Annotated in this window: 14 protein-coding genes; 3 read left to right on the forward strand and 11 right to left on the reverse strand. The window is 72.9% G+C overall.

What is annotated here, in order from left to right; all coding sequences use genetic code 11:
• Window positions 1-5 precede the first annotated feature (5 nt).
• From hemC to hemE, 8 genes are all read right to left on the reverse strand, one after another.
• On the reverse strand, window positions 6-1082 hold the full coding sequence (hemC, locus tag JOD95_RS08995) for a hydroxymethylbilane synthase (RefSeq protein ID WP_209684660.1): 1077 nt from the start codon (window positions 1080-1082) through the stop codon (window positions 6-8).
• On the reverse strand, window positions 1079-2311 hold the full coding sequence (locus tag JOD95_RS09000) for a ferrochelatase (RefSeq protein WP_209684662.1): 1233 nt from the start codon (window positions 2309-2311) through the stop codon (window positions 1079-1081). The genes hemC and JOD95_RS09000 overlap by 4 nt, the downstream gene beginning before the upstream one ends.
• Window positions 2308-3081, reverse strand: coding sequence for a hydrogen peroxide-dependent heme synthase (gene hemQ, locus JOD95_RS09005; protein WP_245172028.1), 774 nt, complete (start codon window positions 3079-3081; stop codon window positions 2308-2310). The genes JOD95_RS09000 and hemQ overlap by 4 nt, the downstream gene beginning before the upstream one ends.
• A gap of 72 nt (window positions 3082-3153) precedes the next feature.
• Entirely contained in the window at window positions 3154-3384 is a 231-nt protein-coding gene (locus JOD95_RS09010) for a DUF3618 domain-containing protein (RefSeq protein WP_066651325.1), read from the reverse strand.
• 34 nt (window positions 3385-3418) lie between these two features.
• Entirely contained in the window at window positions 3419-3853 is a 435-nt protein-coding gene (locus JOD95_RS09015) for a phage holin family protein (RefSeq protein ID WP_066651323.1), read from the reverse strand.
• Complete coding sequence (locus JOD95_RS09020; RefSeq protein ID WP_066651317.1) at window positions 3850-4104, reverse strand: hypothetical protein; 255 nt, start codon at window positions 4102-4104, stop codon at window positions 3850-3852. The genes JOD95_RS09015 and JOD95_RS09020 overlap by 4 nt, the downstream gene beginning before the upstream one ends.
• A gap of 98 nt (window positions 4105-4202) precedes the next feature.
• Window positions 4203-5531, reverse strand: a complete 1329-nt coding sequence (locus JOD95_RS09025; RefSeq protein WP_209684664.1) for an FAD-dependent oxidoreductase — start codon at window positions 5529-5531, stop codon at window positions 4203-4205.
• Window positions 5528-6658, reverse strand: a complete 1131-nt coding sequence (gene hemE, locus JOD95_RS09030) for a uroporphyrinogen decarboxylase (protein ID WP_209684666.1) — start codon at window positions 6656-6658, stop codon at window positions 5528-5530. The genes JOD95_RS09025 and hemE overlap by 4 nt, the downstream gene beginning before the upstream one ends.
• Window positions 6659-6780: 122 nt before the next feature.
• Here hemE and JOD95_RS09035 point away from each other — a divergent pair, with 122 nt between their 5' ends.
• Together JOD95_RS09035 and JOD95_RS09040 are read left to right on the forward strand one after the other, a co-directional pair.
• The gene (locus JOD95_RS09035) at window positions 6781-8103 is read left to right on the forward strand and encodes a glutamyl-tRNA reductase (protein ID WP_066657578.1); all 1323 of its coding nucleotides are present in this window, start codon (window positions 6781-6783) and stop codon (window positions 8101-8103) included.
• 23 nt (window positions 8104-8126) lie between these two features.
• Window positions 8127-8531, forward strand: a complete 405-nt coding sequence (locus tag JOD95_RS09040; RefSeq protein WP_245172030.1) for an NUDIX domain-containing protein — start codon at window positions 8127-8129, stop codon at window positions 8529-8531.
• Between the two features lie 51 nt (window positions 8532-8582).
• Here JOD95_RS09040 and JOD95_RS09045 read toward each other — a convergent pair whose 3' ends face one another.
• Complete coding sequence (locus tag JOD95_RS09045) at window positions 8583-8861, reverse strand: hypothetical protein (RefSeq protein WP_209684668.1); 279 nt, start codon at window positions 8859-8861, stop codon at window positions 8583-8585.
• A gap of 104 nt (window positions 8862-8965) precedes the next feature.
• On the opposite strand from JOD95_RS09045, the gene JOD95_RS09050 reads away from it, so the two are divergent.
• A complete protein-coding gene (locus tag JOD95_RS09050) occupies window positions 8966-9640 on the forward strand; it encodes a DUF4232 domain-containing protein (protein WP_209684670.1) in 675 nt (224 codons plus the stop codon).
• 76 nt (window positions 9641-9716) lie between these two features.
• Here the strand turns inward: JOD95_RS09050 and JOD95_RS09055 are convergent, their stop codons facing one another.
• Both JOD95_RS09055 and JOD95_RS09060 read right to left on the reverse strand, forming a co-directional pair.
• The gene (locus tag JOD95_RS09055; RefSeq protein ID WP_209684672.1) at window positions 9717-10736 is read right to left on the reverse strand and encodes a serine hydrolase; all 1020 of its coding nucleotides are present in this window, start codon (window positions 10734-10736) and stop codon (window positions 9717-9719) included.
• Complete coding sequence (locus tag JOD95_RS09060) at window positions 10736-12700, reverse strand: M13 family metallopeptidase (protein WP_209684674.1); 1965 nt, start codon at window positions 12698-12700, stop codon at window positions 10736-10738. Before JOD95_RS09060 ends, JOD95_RS09055 begins: the two co-directional genes overlap by 1 nt.
• Window positions 12701-12715: the final 15 nt, after the last annotated feature.

The raw sequence follows: 12715 nt of genomic DNA on the forward strand, positions 1-12715 counted from the left end.
ACCGCCTAGGCCGTCGTCGTGGAGCTGTCGTCCGCCGGCTGCTCGGCGGCGGGGGTGGCGAGACCGGGCCCGGCGGAGTGGTCGCCCTCGGCAGGGGCACCGGTCACCGTCGACGCCAGGTCCGCCAGCTCGGCGGCACCGTTCTCGAGGAGCTCGGCGGCCACGCGACCGGCGACCTCGAGCGCCTCGTCGAGACGGTCCTGCGCGGACCCGTCGAGGTGTGCCGCGTGCGACGCCGTGCGGTACTCGGAACCGTCCGGGCGGTAGACCGTCGCGGACACGAGCAGCAGCTCGGCATCGACGACCGCCGTGGCACCGATCGGGGCGGAGCAGCCGGCCTCGAGCTTCGCGAGGACCTCGCGCTCGGCCGTCACCGTGAGGCGCGTCGGGGCGTGGTCGAGCTTGCGGAGCGCAGCGAGCAGGCCCTTGTCGGTCTCGTCCGCCCGGATCTCGACCGCGAGTGCTCCCTGGCCGGGAGCGCTCGGCCAGAAGCCGAGGTCGAGGAGCTCGGTCGCCGCGTCCAGCCGGTCGATCCGGCCGAGGCCGGCGGCGGCCAGCACCACGGCGTCGAGGTCGTCGTCAACGCGGCCGAGCCGGGTGTCGATGTTCCCGCGGATGTCGATGACGTCGAGGTCGGGACGCTTCGCCCTGAGCTGCGCGACGCGGCGGGGTGAGCCCGTGCCGACCTTCGCGCCCTCGGGCAGGGTCTCCACCGTTGCGCCGTTCCGGGCGACCAGGACGTCACGGGCGTCCGCGCGCTTCGGGACCGACGCGATCGTGAGCCCCTCGTACGGAGCGGTCGGCAGGTCCTTCAGCGAGTGCACGAGCACGTCGACCTCGCCCGCGACCAGGGCCTCGCGCAGGGCGCTGGCGAAGACGCCCGTGCCGCCGAGGCTCGCCAGCGAGGCGCGGTTCGTGTCGCCCTCGCTCGTCACCGTGACGAGCTCGACCGGACGCCCCGCCGCCCTGGCCAGACGGTCGGCGACGTCCTGCGACTGCGCGACCGCGAGTCGGCTGGCACGGGTGCCGAGCCGGATCGGGGCCGGGCCGTCGGAAGGCGTCGCGCTGTCGGCGTCCGTCACGGGGCGACCCCGGCCGCGGCCGGCTTGAACCCGGCGCGCACGTTCTCGCAGCAGCCCGGACGGCACACGTCGTACCAGGGGCCGATGTCGGTCAGGTGCGGACGCTCGGTCGTCGGCGTGCCGTTGACGCGCTCGAGCACCAGGTCGACGAGGCCGGCGACGTACGCCGGGTCCACGCCGGGCGTCTGCGTGCGGAGCGACCAGAAGCCGAGCTCACCCGCGGTCTCGGTGGCCTCTTCGTCGAGGTCCCACATGACCTCCATGTGGTCGCTCACGAAGCCGAGCGGGACGATGAGCACCGCGCGGGTCGGGCCGCCCTTCAGCTCCTCGTTCATGTAGTCGTTGATGTCGGGCTCGAGCCACGGCTGCGTCGGGGGGCCCGACCGCGACTGGTAGACGAGCTTCCACGCGGGCTTCGACGTGCCCTGCAGGTGCGCGAACTCCGGCTGCTCGAGCAGCTCGTTCCAGGCCTGCTCGAGGACGACCTCGCCGACGGCGAGGTGCTGGGCCTCGTACGCGCCGTGCTCGTCGAAGCCCCGGTAGTCGGGGCCCGACTTCGCCGCGTCGGTGGACGGGATCGAGTGCGTCGAGAAGAGGATGTGCAGCTCGGTCGCGACGTCGAGGCCCTCGTTCTCGCGGATCGCGCGGGCCATGCCGTCGCGCACGCCGTCGACGAACGGGCGCACGAAGCCCGGGTGGTCGAAGAACTGGCGGACCTTGTCGACCTGGATCGTGTCGATCAGGCCGGTCTCGGTGAGCACGCGGGCGTAGTCCTCGCGGTACTGGCGGCAGCTCGAGAACGACGAGTAGGCGCTCGTCGCGATGGCGATGAGCTTGGTGTAGCCCTTGTCGGCGGCCTCGGTGAAGGCCTCCTCGAGGTAGGGCGCCCAGTTCCGGTTGCCCCAGAGCACGGGCATGTCGATGCCGCGCTTCGCGAGTTCGCCCTCGAGCGCCGCCTTGAGCGCGCGGTTCTGCGCGTTGATCGGACTCACGCCGCCGAAGTGGCGGTAGTGGTGCGCCACCTCCTCCAGACGCTCGTCCGGGATCCCGCGGCCGCGGGTGACGTTGCGGAGGAAGGGGATGACGTCGTCCTGGCCCTCGGGGCCGCCGAAGCCGGCGAGCAGGATCGCGTCGTACGCGGTCGGGACCTCGACGTGCTCGGGGCCGTCCGCCGCGGCGGGGGTCGCGGCGAGGACCTTCCCGTTGGTGATCTGGCTGGTGTCGGTCACGACAGCACCTCCGGCAGTTCGGCGGTCGTCACCCGACGACCGGTGAAGAAGGGGACCTCCTCGCGCACGTGCAGGCGCGCCTCGGTGTAGCGCAGGTCGCGCATGAGGTCGACGAGGTCGACCAGCTCGGGGCTCTCGAGCGGCAGGATCCACTCGTAGTCGCTGAGGGCGAAGGTCGCGATCGTGTTGGTGAGCACGCGGCGGTACTTCGCGCCGGCGATGCCGTGGTCGCGGAGCATCTTCGAGCGCTCCTCCTCCGGCAGCAGGTACCACTCGAAGGACCGGACGAACGGGTACACCGTGATCCAGGCCTCGGGGTCCTTGCCGCGCAGGAACGCCGGGGTGTGGCGCTTGTTGAACTCGGCCTCGCGGTGCATGGCCATCGCGTGCCAGACCGGCTCGGCGTCCTGGAACAACGCCGTGCGACGGAGGTCGCGGAGCGCGGCCTGGATCGCCTGTGCGTCGTCGCCGTGCAGCCAGATCATGACGTCGGCGTCGGCCCGGAAGCCGGAGACGTCGTAGAAACCGCGGATCGTCACGCCCTGGTCGGCGGCGCGGGCGACCGCGGCGTCGAGCTCGGCGACGGCGTCGTCACCGACGCGGTGGATCGGCCCGAGCGGACGCCGGAACACGGCCCACAGCGCGTATGCCGTGAGGAGGTTCGGGTCGATCCCGCTCGCCGGGTCGGTCTCGTGCGCCGGGATGCCGCCGTGCGCGGCGGCGTTGTCGGGGACGTTCTCGTGCGTGGCTGCGTGCACGTCGGAGCTCATGGTTCCTCGTCTTGTCGGTTGCCTGGGTCGTGGCTGCGCGCCGCGTCCGGGAGACCACCGATCAGAGGCGGTCTACCGCCGTCGGAGCACCGCTACGACGATACTCCCGACCACCGCCACACCGGCTGCGAGGCCGGCCAGGTACGGCACCGGCTTCTCGTCGATCCCCTGCTTGACCCTGGACGCCGCGATGCCGAGCTGCTTCGGGACGTTGAGCTTGTCCTCGATGGCGTCGAGGGTCTCGAACAGCTGCGTGCGGGTCGCCGCGACGCGGTTCGCCAGGTCGTCGTGCTGATCGGTCACAGGGGTCCTCCGGTGGGGGTGTCGGTCGTCCCGCTCAGGAGCGGGTGATCCGGTCGTGCTGGCCGGGCTTGTTGCCCATGCCCTTCACGGCGTTGATGTCGTCCTTGACGCTGTCGATCGTGCGCTTCGGGGTGAGGGGCAGGCCCTTCTTGAAGCGCTTCCAGCCGACGAAGCCGAGGATGCCGGCCACGATGAGCATGACGACGGCGAGCAGCAGGGCTGCGAGCCACGCCGGCATCACGGTCGCGAGGCCCATCACGGCAGCGGTCAGCAGCACGCCGATCGCGTACAGCACGATGACGAGCGCGCCGATGAGGAGCCCGGCGGCGAGGCCGAACACCTTCGCCTTGGCGATCATCTCGGCCTTCAGCAGGTCGATCTCGCCCTTGACGAGGTTCTTGACCAGCTTCGGGATGTCCCCGACCAGACCGAACAACGATCGCGACTTGCGGTCGCGGGTGTCGGTCATGAGGTGGTCGAGTCCTTCTTCTGGCTGACCTTGCGGACGACCTTCTTGGTCTGCTCACCGACGAACTCGGCGACGTCCGGGCCCTTGTCCTGGATGAACTCCTCGGCCTGGTGCACGCCCTTCTGGACGTTGCCGTTGTTCCAGATCTTGCCGCTGACGGTCTTGATCTGCTCGTACCGCGCCCGTCCGGCTCGCGATCCCAGGACGTACCCGAGTGCGGCGCCGGCGACGAACAGGAGCTTGCCTCGCATGTGCGATCCTCCGTTGTTGAGGGTGTGCGGTGGTCATGCGCCGAACGGAATACGTCCGGCGTTGGTCCACAGTAGCCCTCGGGTGCTCCTCGGTCCGCTCAGGATCCCAGGATGCGTGCAGCGGACGCCCGGGCCGCGGCGACGATGCCCGCCAGGCCGCGGCCGGAGGAGGTCTCGCCGATGCCGACGACCCCCTCGGCCAAGCCGGCTGCGGTCAGGTCCGGCCCGTACCAGCGGACGCGGGCGGCGCCCTGCACACGGTCCGCGGTCACGGGGACGCCCAGGAGCGCGGTCGCGTCCCGGACGGCGCGGGCGCCGACGGTGTCCTCCGGGTCGACCGGGAGGCTCGTCCCCACCCCGTCGTCACCGGTCACCGGATCGTGGGGTGCGGTCGCGTAGCTGAGCCGCAGGACGTGGCGGCCCGCGGCCGCCTCGGCCAGCCAGGGCCACTTCACCGTCGCGTGCGTCAGGGCCTTCGCCCCGACCCCGGCGGCCTCCGGGTGCACGAGCATCCCGGTCCCGCGCGGCCCGGCGTCGAGCTCGGGCTGGTCGACGACCAGGGTGACGAGCTCGATGCCGGTGCGGTCGGCCGCCGCGGTCCGGCCCGGGTCGGCCGTCGACGCGAGGACGTGCTGTGCGGGCAGGCGCTCGCGGGTGCCGTCCGCTGCCACGGTCTCGACGGCGAAGCGCTCGACCGCGGTGGCGCGGGTGCCCGTCCGGACGTCGACGCGGTGGGTCTCGAGGTCGGCCACGAGCTCGTCCACGAGCCGGGCGATGCCGCCGCGGATGCCCTGCACCGCCGAGCCCGCGGCGGACCGGGAGCGCAGGGCGAGCACGGCGCGGGCGAGGGAGCCCTCACGCTGCAGGGCCGCACGGAGCCCCGGGGCCACGCGGTCGGGGTCGAGCTGGTCGGGGTGCGTGGAGTACACGCCGCCCGCGACCGGGACGACCAGGTCGTCGAGCACGCGCTCCCCCATGCGCTTCCGCACGAGGGCACCGAGCGACTGTGCCCGGGCACCGACGGGTGACGGCAGCAGCGAGTCCATCTGTGCGCGGAGGCCACCGCCCTGGCCGACCACCGCGAGGACGTCGGCGGCCATCGGGCTGCCCGGGATCCCGAGGAAGCCGGTCTGCGGGATCGGGGCCGTCCGGCCGTCGCGCGTCATCAGCCACGCACCGCGGGGGTCGGGCGACACGACGTCGTTCCCGAGGCCGAGCTCGATCGCGAGCCGCTCGACGGCGTCGGTGCGGGTCGCGAAGGACTCCGCGCCCATGTCGAGGTCGAGCCCGGCGACGGTGTGCCGGCGGATCATCCCGCCCAGGCGCTCCCCGGCCTCGACGAGCACGACGTGCGCGCCGCCCTCGGCCAGGTCACGGGCGGCGACCAGGCCGGCGACCCCACCGCCGACCACGACGACGTCGGTCACGCCGCGGCTCCGGTCCCGTCGCCCCGGCCGTCGCCCAGCCCGTGGACCAGTTCGACCACGCGGGTGAGCACGGTCGGGTCGGTCTCCGGCGGGACACCGTGGCCCAGGTTGACCACGTGCGCACGGGCAGTGCCGCCACGGCGGACGACGTCGCGCACGTGGGCCTCGAGCACCTCCCACGGGGCGGCGAGCATCGCGGGGTCGATGTTGCCCTGCACGGTGACGCCGGTGCCGACGCGACGGACGGCGTCGTCGAGCGGGACACGCCAGTCGACACCCACGGCGTCGACCGCGACGGCGTCCGACGGGTCGCCGAGCGTCGTCATCTCGTGCAGGACCTCGCCGCTGCCGACGCCGAAGTGGATGCGCGGGACACCGAGGTCCGCCACGTGCGACAGCGCCGTCGCCGAGTGCGGGGCCACCGAGGCGACGTAGTCCCGGCGGGAGAGCGAGCCGACCCACGAGTCGAAGAGCTGCGCGGCCGAGGCACCGGCCGTCACCTGCGCACGGAGGAAGGCGCCCGAGACGCCGGCGGCCCAGTCGAGCAGCCGTGCCCAGGTTTCCGGGTCGCTGTGCATGAGCGTGCGCGCGCGGATGTGGTCCTTCGAGGGGCCGCCCTCGACCAGGTAGGCGGCGAGCGTGAACGGTGCGCCCGCGAAGCCGATGAGCGGGGTGTCCCCGAGCTCGGCGACGGTGCGCTGCACGGCCTCGGTGATCGGCGCCAGGGCACCCGGGTCGAGCGGGGCGAGCGCGTCCACGTCGGCCGCCGTGCGGATCGGGGACCCGAGCACCGGGCCACGACCGGGGACGATCTCGACGTCCACGCCCGCGAGCTTGATCGGCACGACGATGTCGCTGAAGAAGATGCCGGCATCGACCCCGTGCCGACGGACCGGCTGCAGGGTGATCTCGGACGCCAGCGCCGGGTCGAGGCAGGCGTCGAGCATCGCGGTGCCGACCCGCAGCTCCCGGTACTCTGGCAGCGACCGGCCGGCCTGCCGCATGAACCACAAGGGCAGCGTCTCCGGACGGTCCCCACGGAGCGCCCGGACGAGCGGCGACCCCGAGGTCCTGCCGGTCACGAGCGGGTGGCTGTCGGGCAGGGCGGCGGGTGCGGCGGAGGTCACCCACCGATTGTTCCATCCGCGGCCGGGCACGACCCGCCCCGGACACGGGCGCCACCGCACAGTCTGCTGTGCACGCGGAGGGCGAACAGCCGGTGGCCCGAGCGCGAGTTACGATGGAAGACGTGCTCATCTGTCTCACGGCGTCGCACCGCAACGCCAGCTTCGACCTCCTGGAGCGACTGAGCATCGGCGCACCGACCGCCGCGAGCCGTCTGGTGACGGACTCCGACGTGCTCGACGGAGCCGTCGTCCTCGCCACCTGCAACCGCTTCGAGGCCTACCTCGACATCGCGGGCGACGATCGTGACTCCGCCGTGTCGGCCACCGTCGACGCCGTCGCCACCGCCAGCGACCTCGTGCCCGCCGAGGTCCTCGACTCCGTCAGCGTGCTCGGCGGCGGGGACGTCGTGCAGCACCTGTTCGCCGTGTCCAGCGGACTCGAGTCCGTCGTCGTCGGCGAGACCGAGATCTCCGGCCAGGTCCGCCGGGCACTCGAGGACGCCCGCGCCAACGGCACCACGACGTCCGACCTCGAGCGCCTGTTCCAGGAGGCAGCGCACACCTCCCGCGGCGTCAAGACCCGCACCCGCATCGGTGCCGCCGGCCGGTCGCTGGTCCGTCTCGGGCTCGAGCTCGCCTCGTCGCGCATCACCGACTGGGCCCGGACCCGCGTGCTGCTCGTCGGCACCGGCAGCTACGCGGCCACCACCATCGCCGCGCTGCGCGACCGCGGTGCCGCGAACATCCAGGTCTTCTCGCCGTCCGGCCGCGCGCCCTGGTTCGCCGCGAAGCACGACCTGGTCGCCGCGACCGACCTGCGCCAGGCGATCGGCACGAGCGACGTCGTCATCACCTGCACCTCGAGCGAGGTCCCGGTCGTCGAACCGGCCGACCTCGCCGACGGCCAGCGCCGCATCGTCATCGACCTCGGGCTGCCCCGCAACGTCGACCCCGACGCGGCCCACGTCGAGGGCGTCGAGCTGCTCGACCTCGAGACGATCAGCATCCACGCGCCGATCGCCGAGCTGAACGCCGAGTCCGAGGCGCGTCAGATGGTCGACGACGCCGTGTCGCGCTTCCGTGCGCAGGCGCTCGAGCAGTCGACCACGCCGGCGCTCGTGGCCTTCCGCAAGCACGTCTTCGACATCCTCGACGACGAGATCGACCGCGCGAAGCGTCGCGACGGCGACCCGGAGTCCGTCGAGCAGACCGAACGGGCCCTCCGGCACCTGGTCGGGGTCCTGCTGCACCGCCCCTCGGTGCGCGCGCGCGAGCTCGGTCGCGCCGGTCGCGGCGAGGAGTTCGTCGGGGCGCTCGACGCCCTGTTCGGCGTGCACCCGGAGCCCGAGGCGGAGCTGCCGTCGCCGATCGTACCGCTCGCGGAGCGCACCGCGCCCGAGTGCCCCGTCTCGACGGACCGCACCGGCGAGGCGGACGCGAGCTGAGCCTCCCGGCAGTCCCCCGCACGTTGCGCGTCAGCGCGCTGCTGCTGGTCCGTGACCGGCAGGTCCTGATGGTGCGCGCCCGCGGACGCGACGTGCTCTACCTGCCCGGCGGCAAGGCGGAGCCGCACGAGACCGACGTCGAAGCCGCGATCCGCGAGGCGCGCGAGGAGACCGGGCTGCACCTGACCGAGGCGGACCTCGAGCCGTTCGGCACGGTGACCGAGGCCGCGCACGGCCAGGGCGAGGAGACGATGGTCGCCATGGCCCTGTTCCGGGTCCGGCCGGGAGGCACCGCCGATGGCGCCTCGCCCGTCGCCTCCGCAGAGGTGGACGAGGTGGAGTGGGTCACCTCGTCGGACGCGGACCGGTGCCCGCCGGCGGGCGTCGAGACGCTCCGCCGGCTGGTCGCCGCCGATCTGGTCGACTGAGGTCCTGACGCCTGAGGATCCGGTCAGCTCCGACCGGTGCCCCTCGGCGCCTCACTCGTCCTTGTCGACGTAGTGCCCGGCCTCGCCGTCCGGCGTGGGCTCGGCCTCGCCGGGGATGTCCGACTCGACGTACTCACCCTCGTCCGCGCCGCCTGCGCCCTGGGGCCGCGTCTCGCCGGGGATGTCGCTGGAGACGAACTCTCCCGCGGGCTCGTGCGACTCGACGTGCTGCTCGCCCGGGATCTCGCTGTCGGTGAAGGCGCCGGCGCGGGTGTCGACGCCGTCCGCCCGACCGTCCTCGCCGCGTGCCTGCTCGTGCTTGCCTGCCATGTTCCGACCTCCGTCGCTCGTGTTCCTGGCTGTGACGCGAGTGTGCCCGTGACGACTGGACGCTCACCGAGTCCCGTGGGTGGGGGCCGGTGTTGCGTCGAGGCATGCACCGCAGCACCCGCACACCCATCGTCCTCGCGAGCACCGGGGTGGTGCTCGCCCTCGCGCTCACCGGCTGTTCGTCGGGCGGTACGGACACGGCGCCGACGGCCACCGAGACCGTGACCGCGTCGGCCGGGGGCTCGTCACCCTCCACCGCGACGTCGGCTCCGTCCTCGTCGTCGGCGGCGTCGTCGTCGTCGGGCGGCTCGGCGGGTGGCGGGTCCGGCGGCGACGGTGGCCGGTGCACCACCGGATCGCTGTCGGGCAGCGTCGAGTCCGGCAGCGGTGGGGCCGCCGGCAGCACGTACGTGCACCTCGCGCTCCGCAACACCGGCTCCACGACCTGCACGCTGCAGGGGTGGCCCGGGGTCTCCTTCGTCGGCGGCGGCTCGGGTGAGCAGATCGGCGCCCCGGCCACCCGTGACGAGGCATCGGCGCACCCGACCGTGACGCTGGCGCCCGGCGCGGTGGCCGTCGCACCGCTGAAGATCACCCAGGCGGAGAACTACCCGACGGCGACGTGCGACCCGGTGTCCGCGGACGGGTTCCGCGTGTACCCGCCCGGGTCGACCGAGTCACTGTTCGTGCGGGACTCCGGCATCACGGCGTGCCGGTCGACCGACGCGGGGCTGCTCAGCGTGCAGGGCCTGGTGCCCGAGGGGCAGGCGGCCGACTGAGCCGTCGCGCCCGCCGGCGCCCGTCGCGCCCGCCGGCGCCCGTCTGCGCCCGCCCGTCCGTGCTCGTCCGTGCTGGTCAGCGGCGGGCGGGGGTGTGCACGGCCTCGAGCACCTCGGTGCCCATCGTGCGCAGGGCCTCGACGACCGCGAGCCGCCGCTGCAGTGTCGCGTCGTCGAAGGTCACCGTGACCGCGTAGCTCACCGACGAGCCGGGTCCCCGGAGGATGCCGGCCTCGGCGCGGACGCCGGTCGACGAGCCGGTGACGACCACGGCCTGCAACCCGTGGTCCAGCGCACGGTGCGCCAGGGGGTCGAGGCCGAACGAGCCCGCCACGAGCGCGGTGTCGCTCGCCAGGCTCAGCCAGCCGAGCACCCGGTTCGACACCGCCTCGTCGACGACCTCGCCGAGGGCCAGGCCGCGCATCAGCCAGGCGAGCTCGCCTGCCGGCGCCACGGAGGCGTCGGGGGCGTCGTCGGGACCGCGCCGGTCCCGCACGCGGTCGATGAGTGCCGTGCGGTCGATGCCGAGCGCCTCGGCCCGCTGCCGCACCGCGTCGATGCCGACGGTCGACAGCAGTGCGTTCATCGCCCACGCGTCCGCCGTCGCCCCGACCAGGGTCGCCAGGTCCGGCACCTGCATCGTCGGTTCCTGCAGGAACTGCCACAGCCCGGCACCGGTGGCGGTGTCCCGTGCCATCCGCTGGAGCCGGTCGCCGTGCAGCCGGCCGTCCTCGAGCTGCGCGGCGACCTCGATGAGCAGGAGCACGCGACCGAGGCTCGCGACCGGCTGCACCAGGGTGTCGTCGACGGCGAGCAGGGCCTTGCCGGTCGACGTGTCGATGATCGACGCGCTGACGGCGGCACCGTCACGGGCGATCGAACCGAGGGCGTCGACCGTCGCGCCGAACCGCTCGTCGGCCCCGCCACGGTGGCGTCCGCGCGCACGAGCGCCGTTCCCGCCGCCGACCTGGTGTCGGCGGCGGGGACGGCGGGAGGCACCGGTGTCGGCGCCCGGCGTCTCGCCCGGCGCAGCGCTGGGTGTCCCGCTGTGGTCAGCGCTCGGCTCGGACGACGGAGCCGCGTCCGGCTCGGTCATCACCAGATCGCGACGCGCTCGGCCGGGTCGAGGTACATCGTGTCCGACTCGGTGACGCCGAAGGCCTCGTAGAAGCCGTCGATGTTCCGCACGATCTGGTTGCAGCGGAACTCGTTCGGCGAGTGCGGGTCGATGCTCAGCAGACGCGCTGCCTCCTCCGGACGGATCGCCATCCGCCAGGCCTGGGCCCAGCTGAGGAAGAAGCGCTCGGCGCCGGACAGTCCGTCCACGACCGGGGGCTCCTGGCCGTCGAGGGACAGCAGGTACGCCTTCCACGCGATCGACAGCCCGCCGAGGTCACCGATGTTCTCGCCGATGGTCAGCGCGCCGTTGACGTGGCCGTCCGGCACCTCGGTCGGTACGAGCGCGTCGTACTGGGCGATGAGGGCCTTCGTGCGCTCCTCGAACGCCGTGCGGTCGGCCTCGGTCCACCAGTTCTGCAGTCGGCCGTCCCCGTCGTACTGCGAGCCCTGGTCGTCGAAGCCGTGTCCGATCTCGTGCCCGATGACGGCACCGATCGCGCCGTAGTTCGCGGCGGCGTCGCGCGACGCCTCGAAGAACGGGAACTGCAGGATCGCCGCCGGGAAGACGATCTCGTTGAACCCCGGGTTGTAGTACGCGTTGATCGTCTGCGGGGTCATGAACCACTCGTCGCGGTCGATCGGCTTCCCGATCTTGCCCAGCTCGCGGTCGACCGCGAAGCTCGCGACGGCCCGGACGTTGCCGATCAGGTCGTCGGGGCTGACCGACAGGGCCGAGTAGTCGCGCCACGTCACCGGGTAGCCGATCTTCGGCGTGAACTTGTCGAGCTTGTCGAGGGCACGGGCGCGGGTCTCGTCGGTCATCCAGTCGAGCGCGGTGATGCTCTGCCGGTACGCCTCGACCAGGTTGGCGACGAGGTCGTCCATCTCGGCCTTGGACGTCTCGTCGAAGTGCTCCTGCACGTAGATGCGACCGACGGCCTCGCCCATCGCGCCCTCGACCAGCGAGACGCCGCGCTTCCAGCGCTCGCGCTGCTTCGGCGCACCGGTGAGCGCCGTGCCGTAGAACGAGAAGTTCGTGGCGGACATCGCGCTCGTCAGGTACGCCGCGGAGCCGCGGATGACCTGCCAGCGCAGCCAGTCCTTCCACGCGTCCAGCGGCTGGGAGCGCAGGAGCTCGGCCAGGCCGGTGATGAACGACGGCTCGCGCACGACCACGGTCTCGAAGGCGCCGGCAGGGGCACCGATCGCCTGCCACCACAGGTGCAGGTCGGCGCCGTTCGCGAGCGCGGCGACCTCGTCCCAGGTCATCTTGTTGTAGGTCTTCTGGCTGTCGCGGGTCGTCACGTTGTCCCAGTGCGCCGCGGCGAGCGCCGTCTCCAGCGCGATGACGGCCTCGGTGCTCCGTCCGGCGTCGGCGAAGCCCGCGAGCGGGAACATCGACGCGACGAACTCGCGGTACTTCGACCGGATGTCGGCGAAGCGCTCCTCGCGGTAGTACGACTCGTCGGGCAGGCCCAGGCCGGACTGCTCGAGGAAGACGACGTACGACTCCGGGTCACCCGGGTCGTTGTCGACGAAGAGCTGGACGAAGCCGGGCAGGCCCAGGCGCTCGAAGCGTCCGACCATCGCGATGACGTCGTCGGTGGTCTCGACGGCGTCGATCTCGCCGAGCAGCGGGTCGATCGGTCCGGTGCCGAGGGCCTCGAGCCGCTCCTCGTCGGTGAAGGACGTGTACAGGTCACCGACCTTGCGCTCCTCGGTGCCGGGTGCGGCCTGCTGGGAGCGCTCGACGATCTCGCGCACGGCGACCTCGGCGTCCTCGGCGAGCACGGTGAACGAGCCGTACCGCGCCTTGTCGTCGGGGATCGGCGTCTGCGCGATCCACGTCCCGTTCACGTGCCGGTAGAGGTCGTCCTGCGGGCGGACGGCCGGGTCGAGCTCGTCGGTGTGGATCCCTGAGGTGCGTGCGACGTCGGTCATGCGCTCCACGATAGC

The sequence above is a fragment of the Curtobacterium sp. 1310 genome (assembly GCF_017834105.1).
Lineage (GTDB): Bacteria > Actinomycetota > Actinomycetes > Actinomycetales > Microbacteriaceae > Curtobacterium.

What these genes read in the sequence shown, in the direction of transcription:
- hemQ (WP_245172028.1), bottom strand. Translation starts at nt 3,081, where the DNA reads ATGAGCTCCGACGTGCACGCAGCCACGCACGAGAACGTCCCCGACAAC.
- JOD95_RS09015 (WP_066651323.1), bottom strand. Translation starts at nt 3,853, where the DNA reads ATGACCGACACCCGCGACCGCAAGTCGCGATCGTTGTTCGGTCTGGTC.
- JOD95_RS09020 (WP_066651317.1), bottom strand. Translation starts at nt 4,104, where the DNA reads ATGCGAGGCAAGCTCCTGTTCGTCGCCGGCGCCGCACTCGGGTACGTC.
- JOD95_RS09045 (WP_209684668.1), bottom strand. Translation starts at nt 8,861, where the DNA reads ATGGCAGGCAAGCACGAGCAGGCACGCGGCGAGGACGGTCGGGCGGAC.
- JOD95_RS09050 (WP_209684670.1), top strand. Translation starts at nt 8,966, where the DNA reads ATGCACCGCAGCACCCGCACACCCATCGTCCTCGCGAGCACCGGGGTG.
- JOD95_RS09055 (WP_209684672.1), bottom strand. Translation starts at nt 10,736, where the DNA reads ATGACCGAGCCGGACGCGGCTCCGTCGTCCGAGCCGAGCGCTGACCAC.
- JOD95_RS09060 (WP_209684674.1), bottom strand. Translation starts at nt 12,700, where the DNA reads ATGACCGACGTCGCACGCACCTCAGGGATCCACACCGACGAGCTCGAC.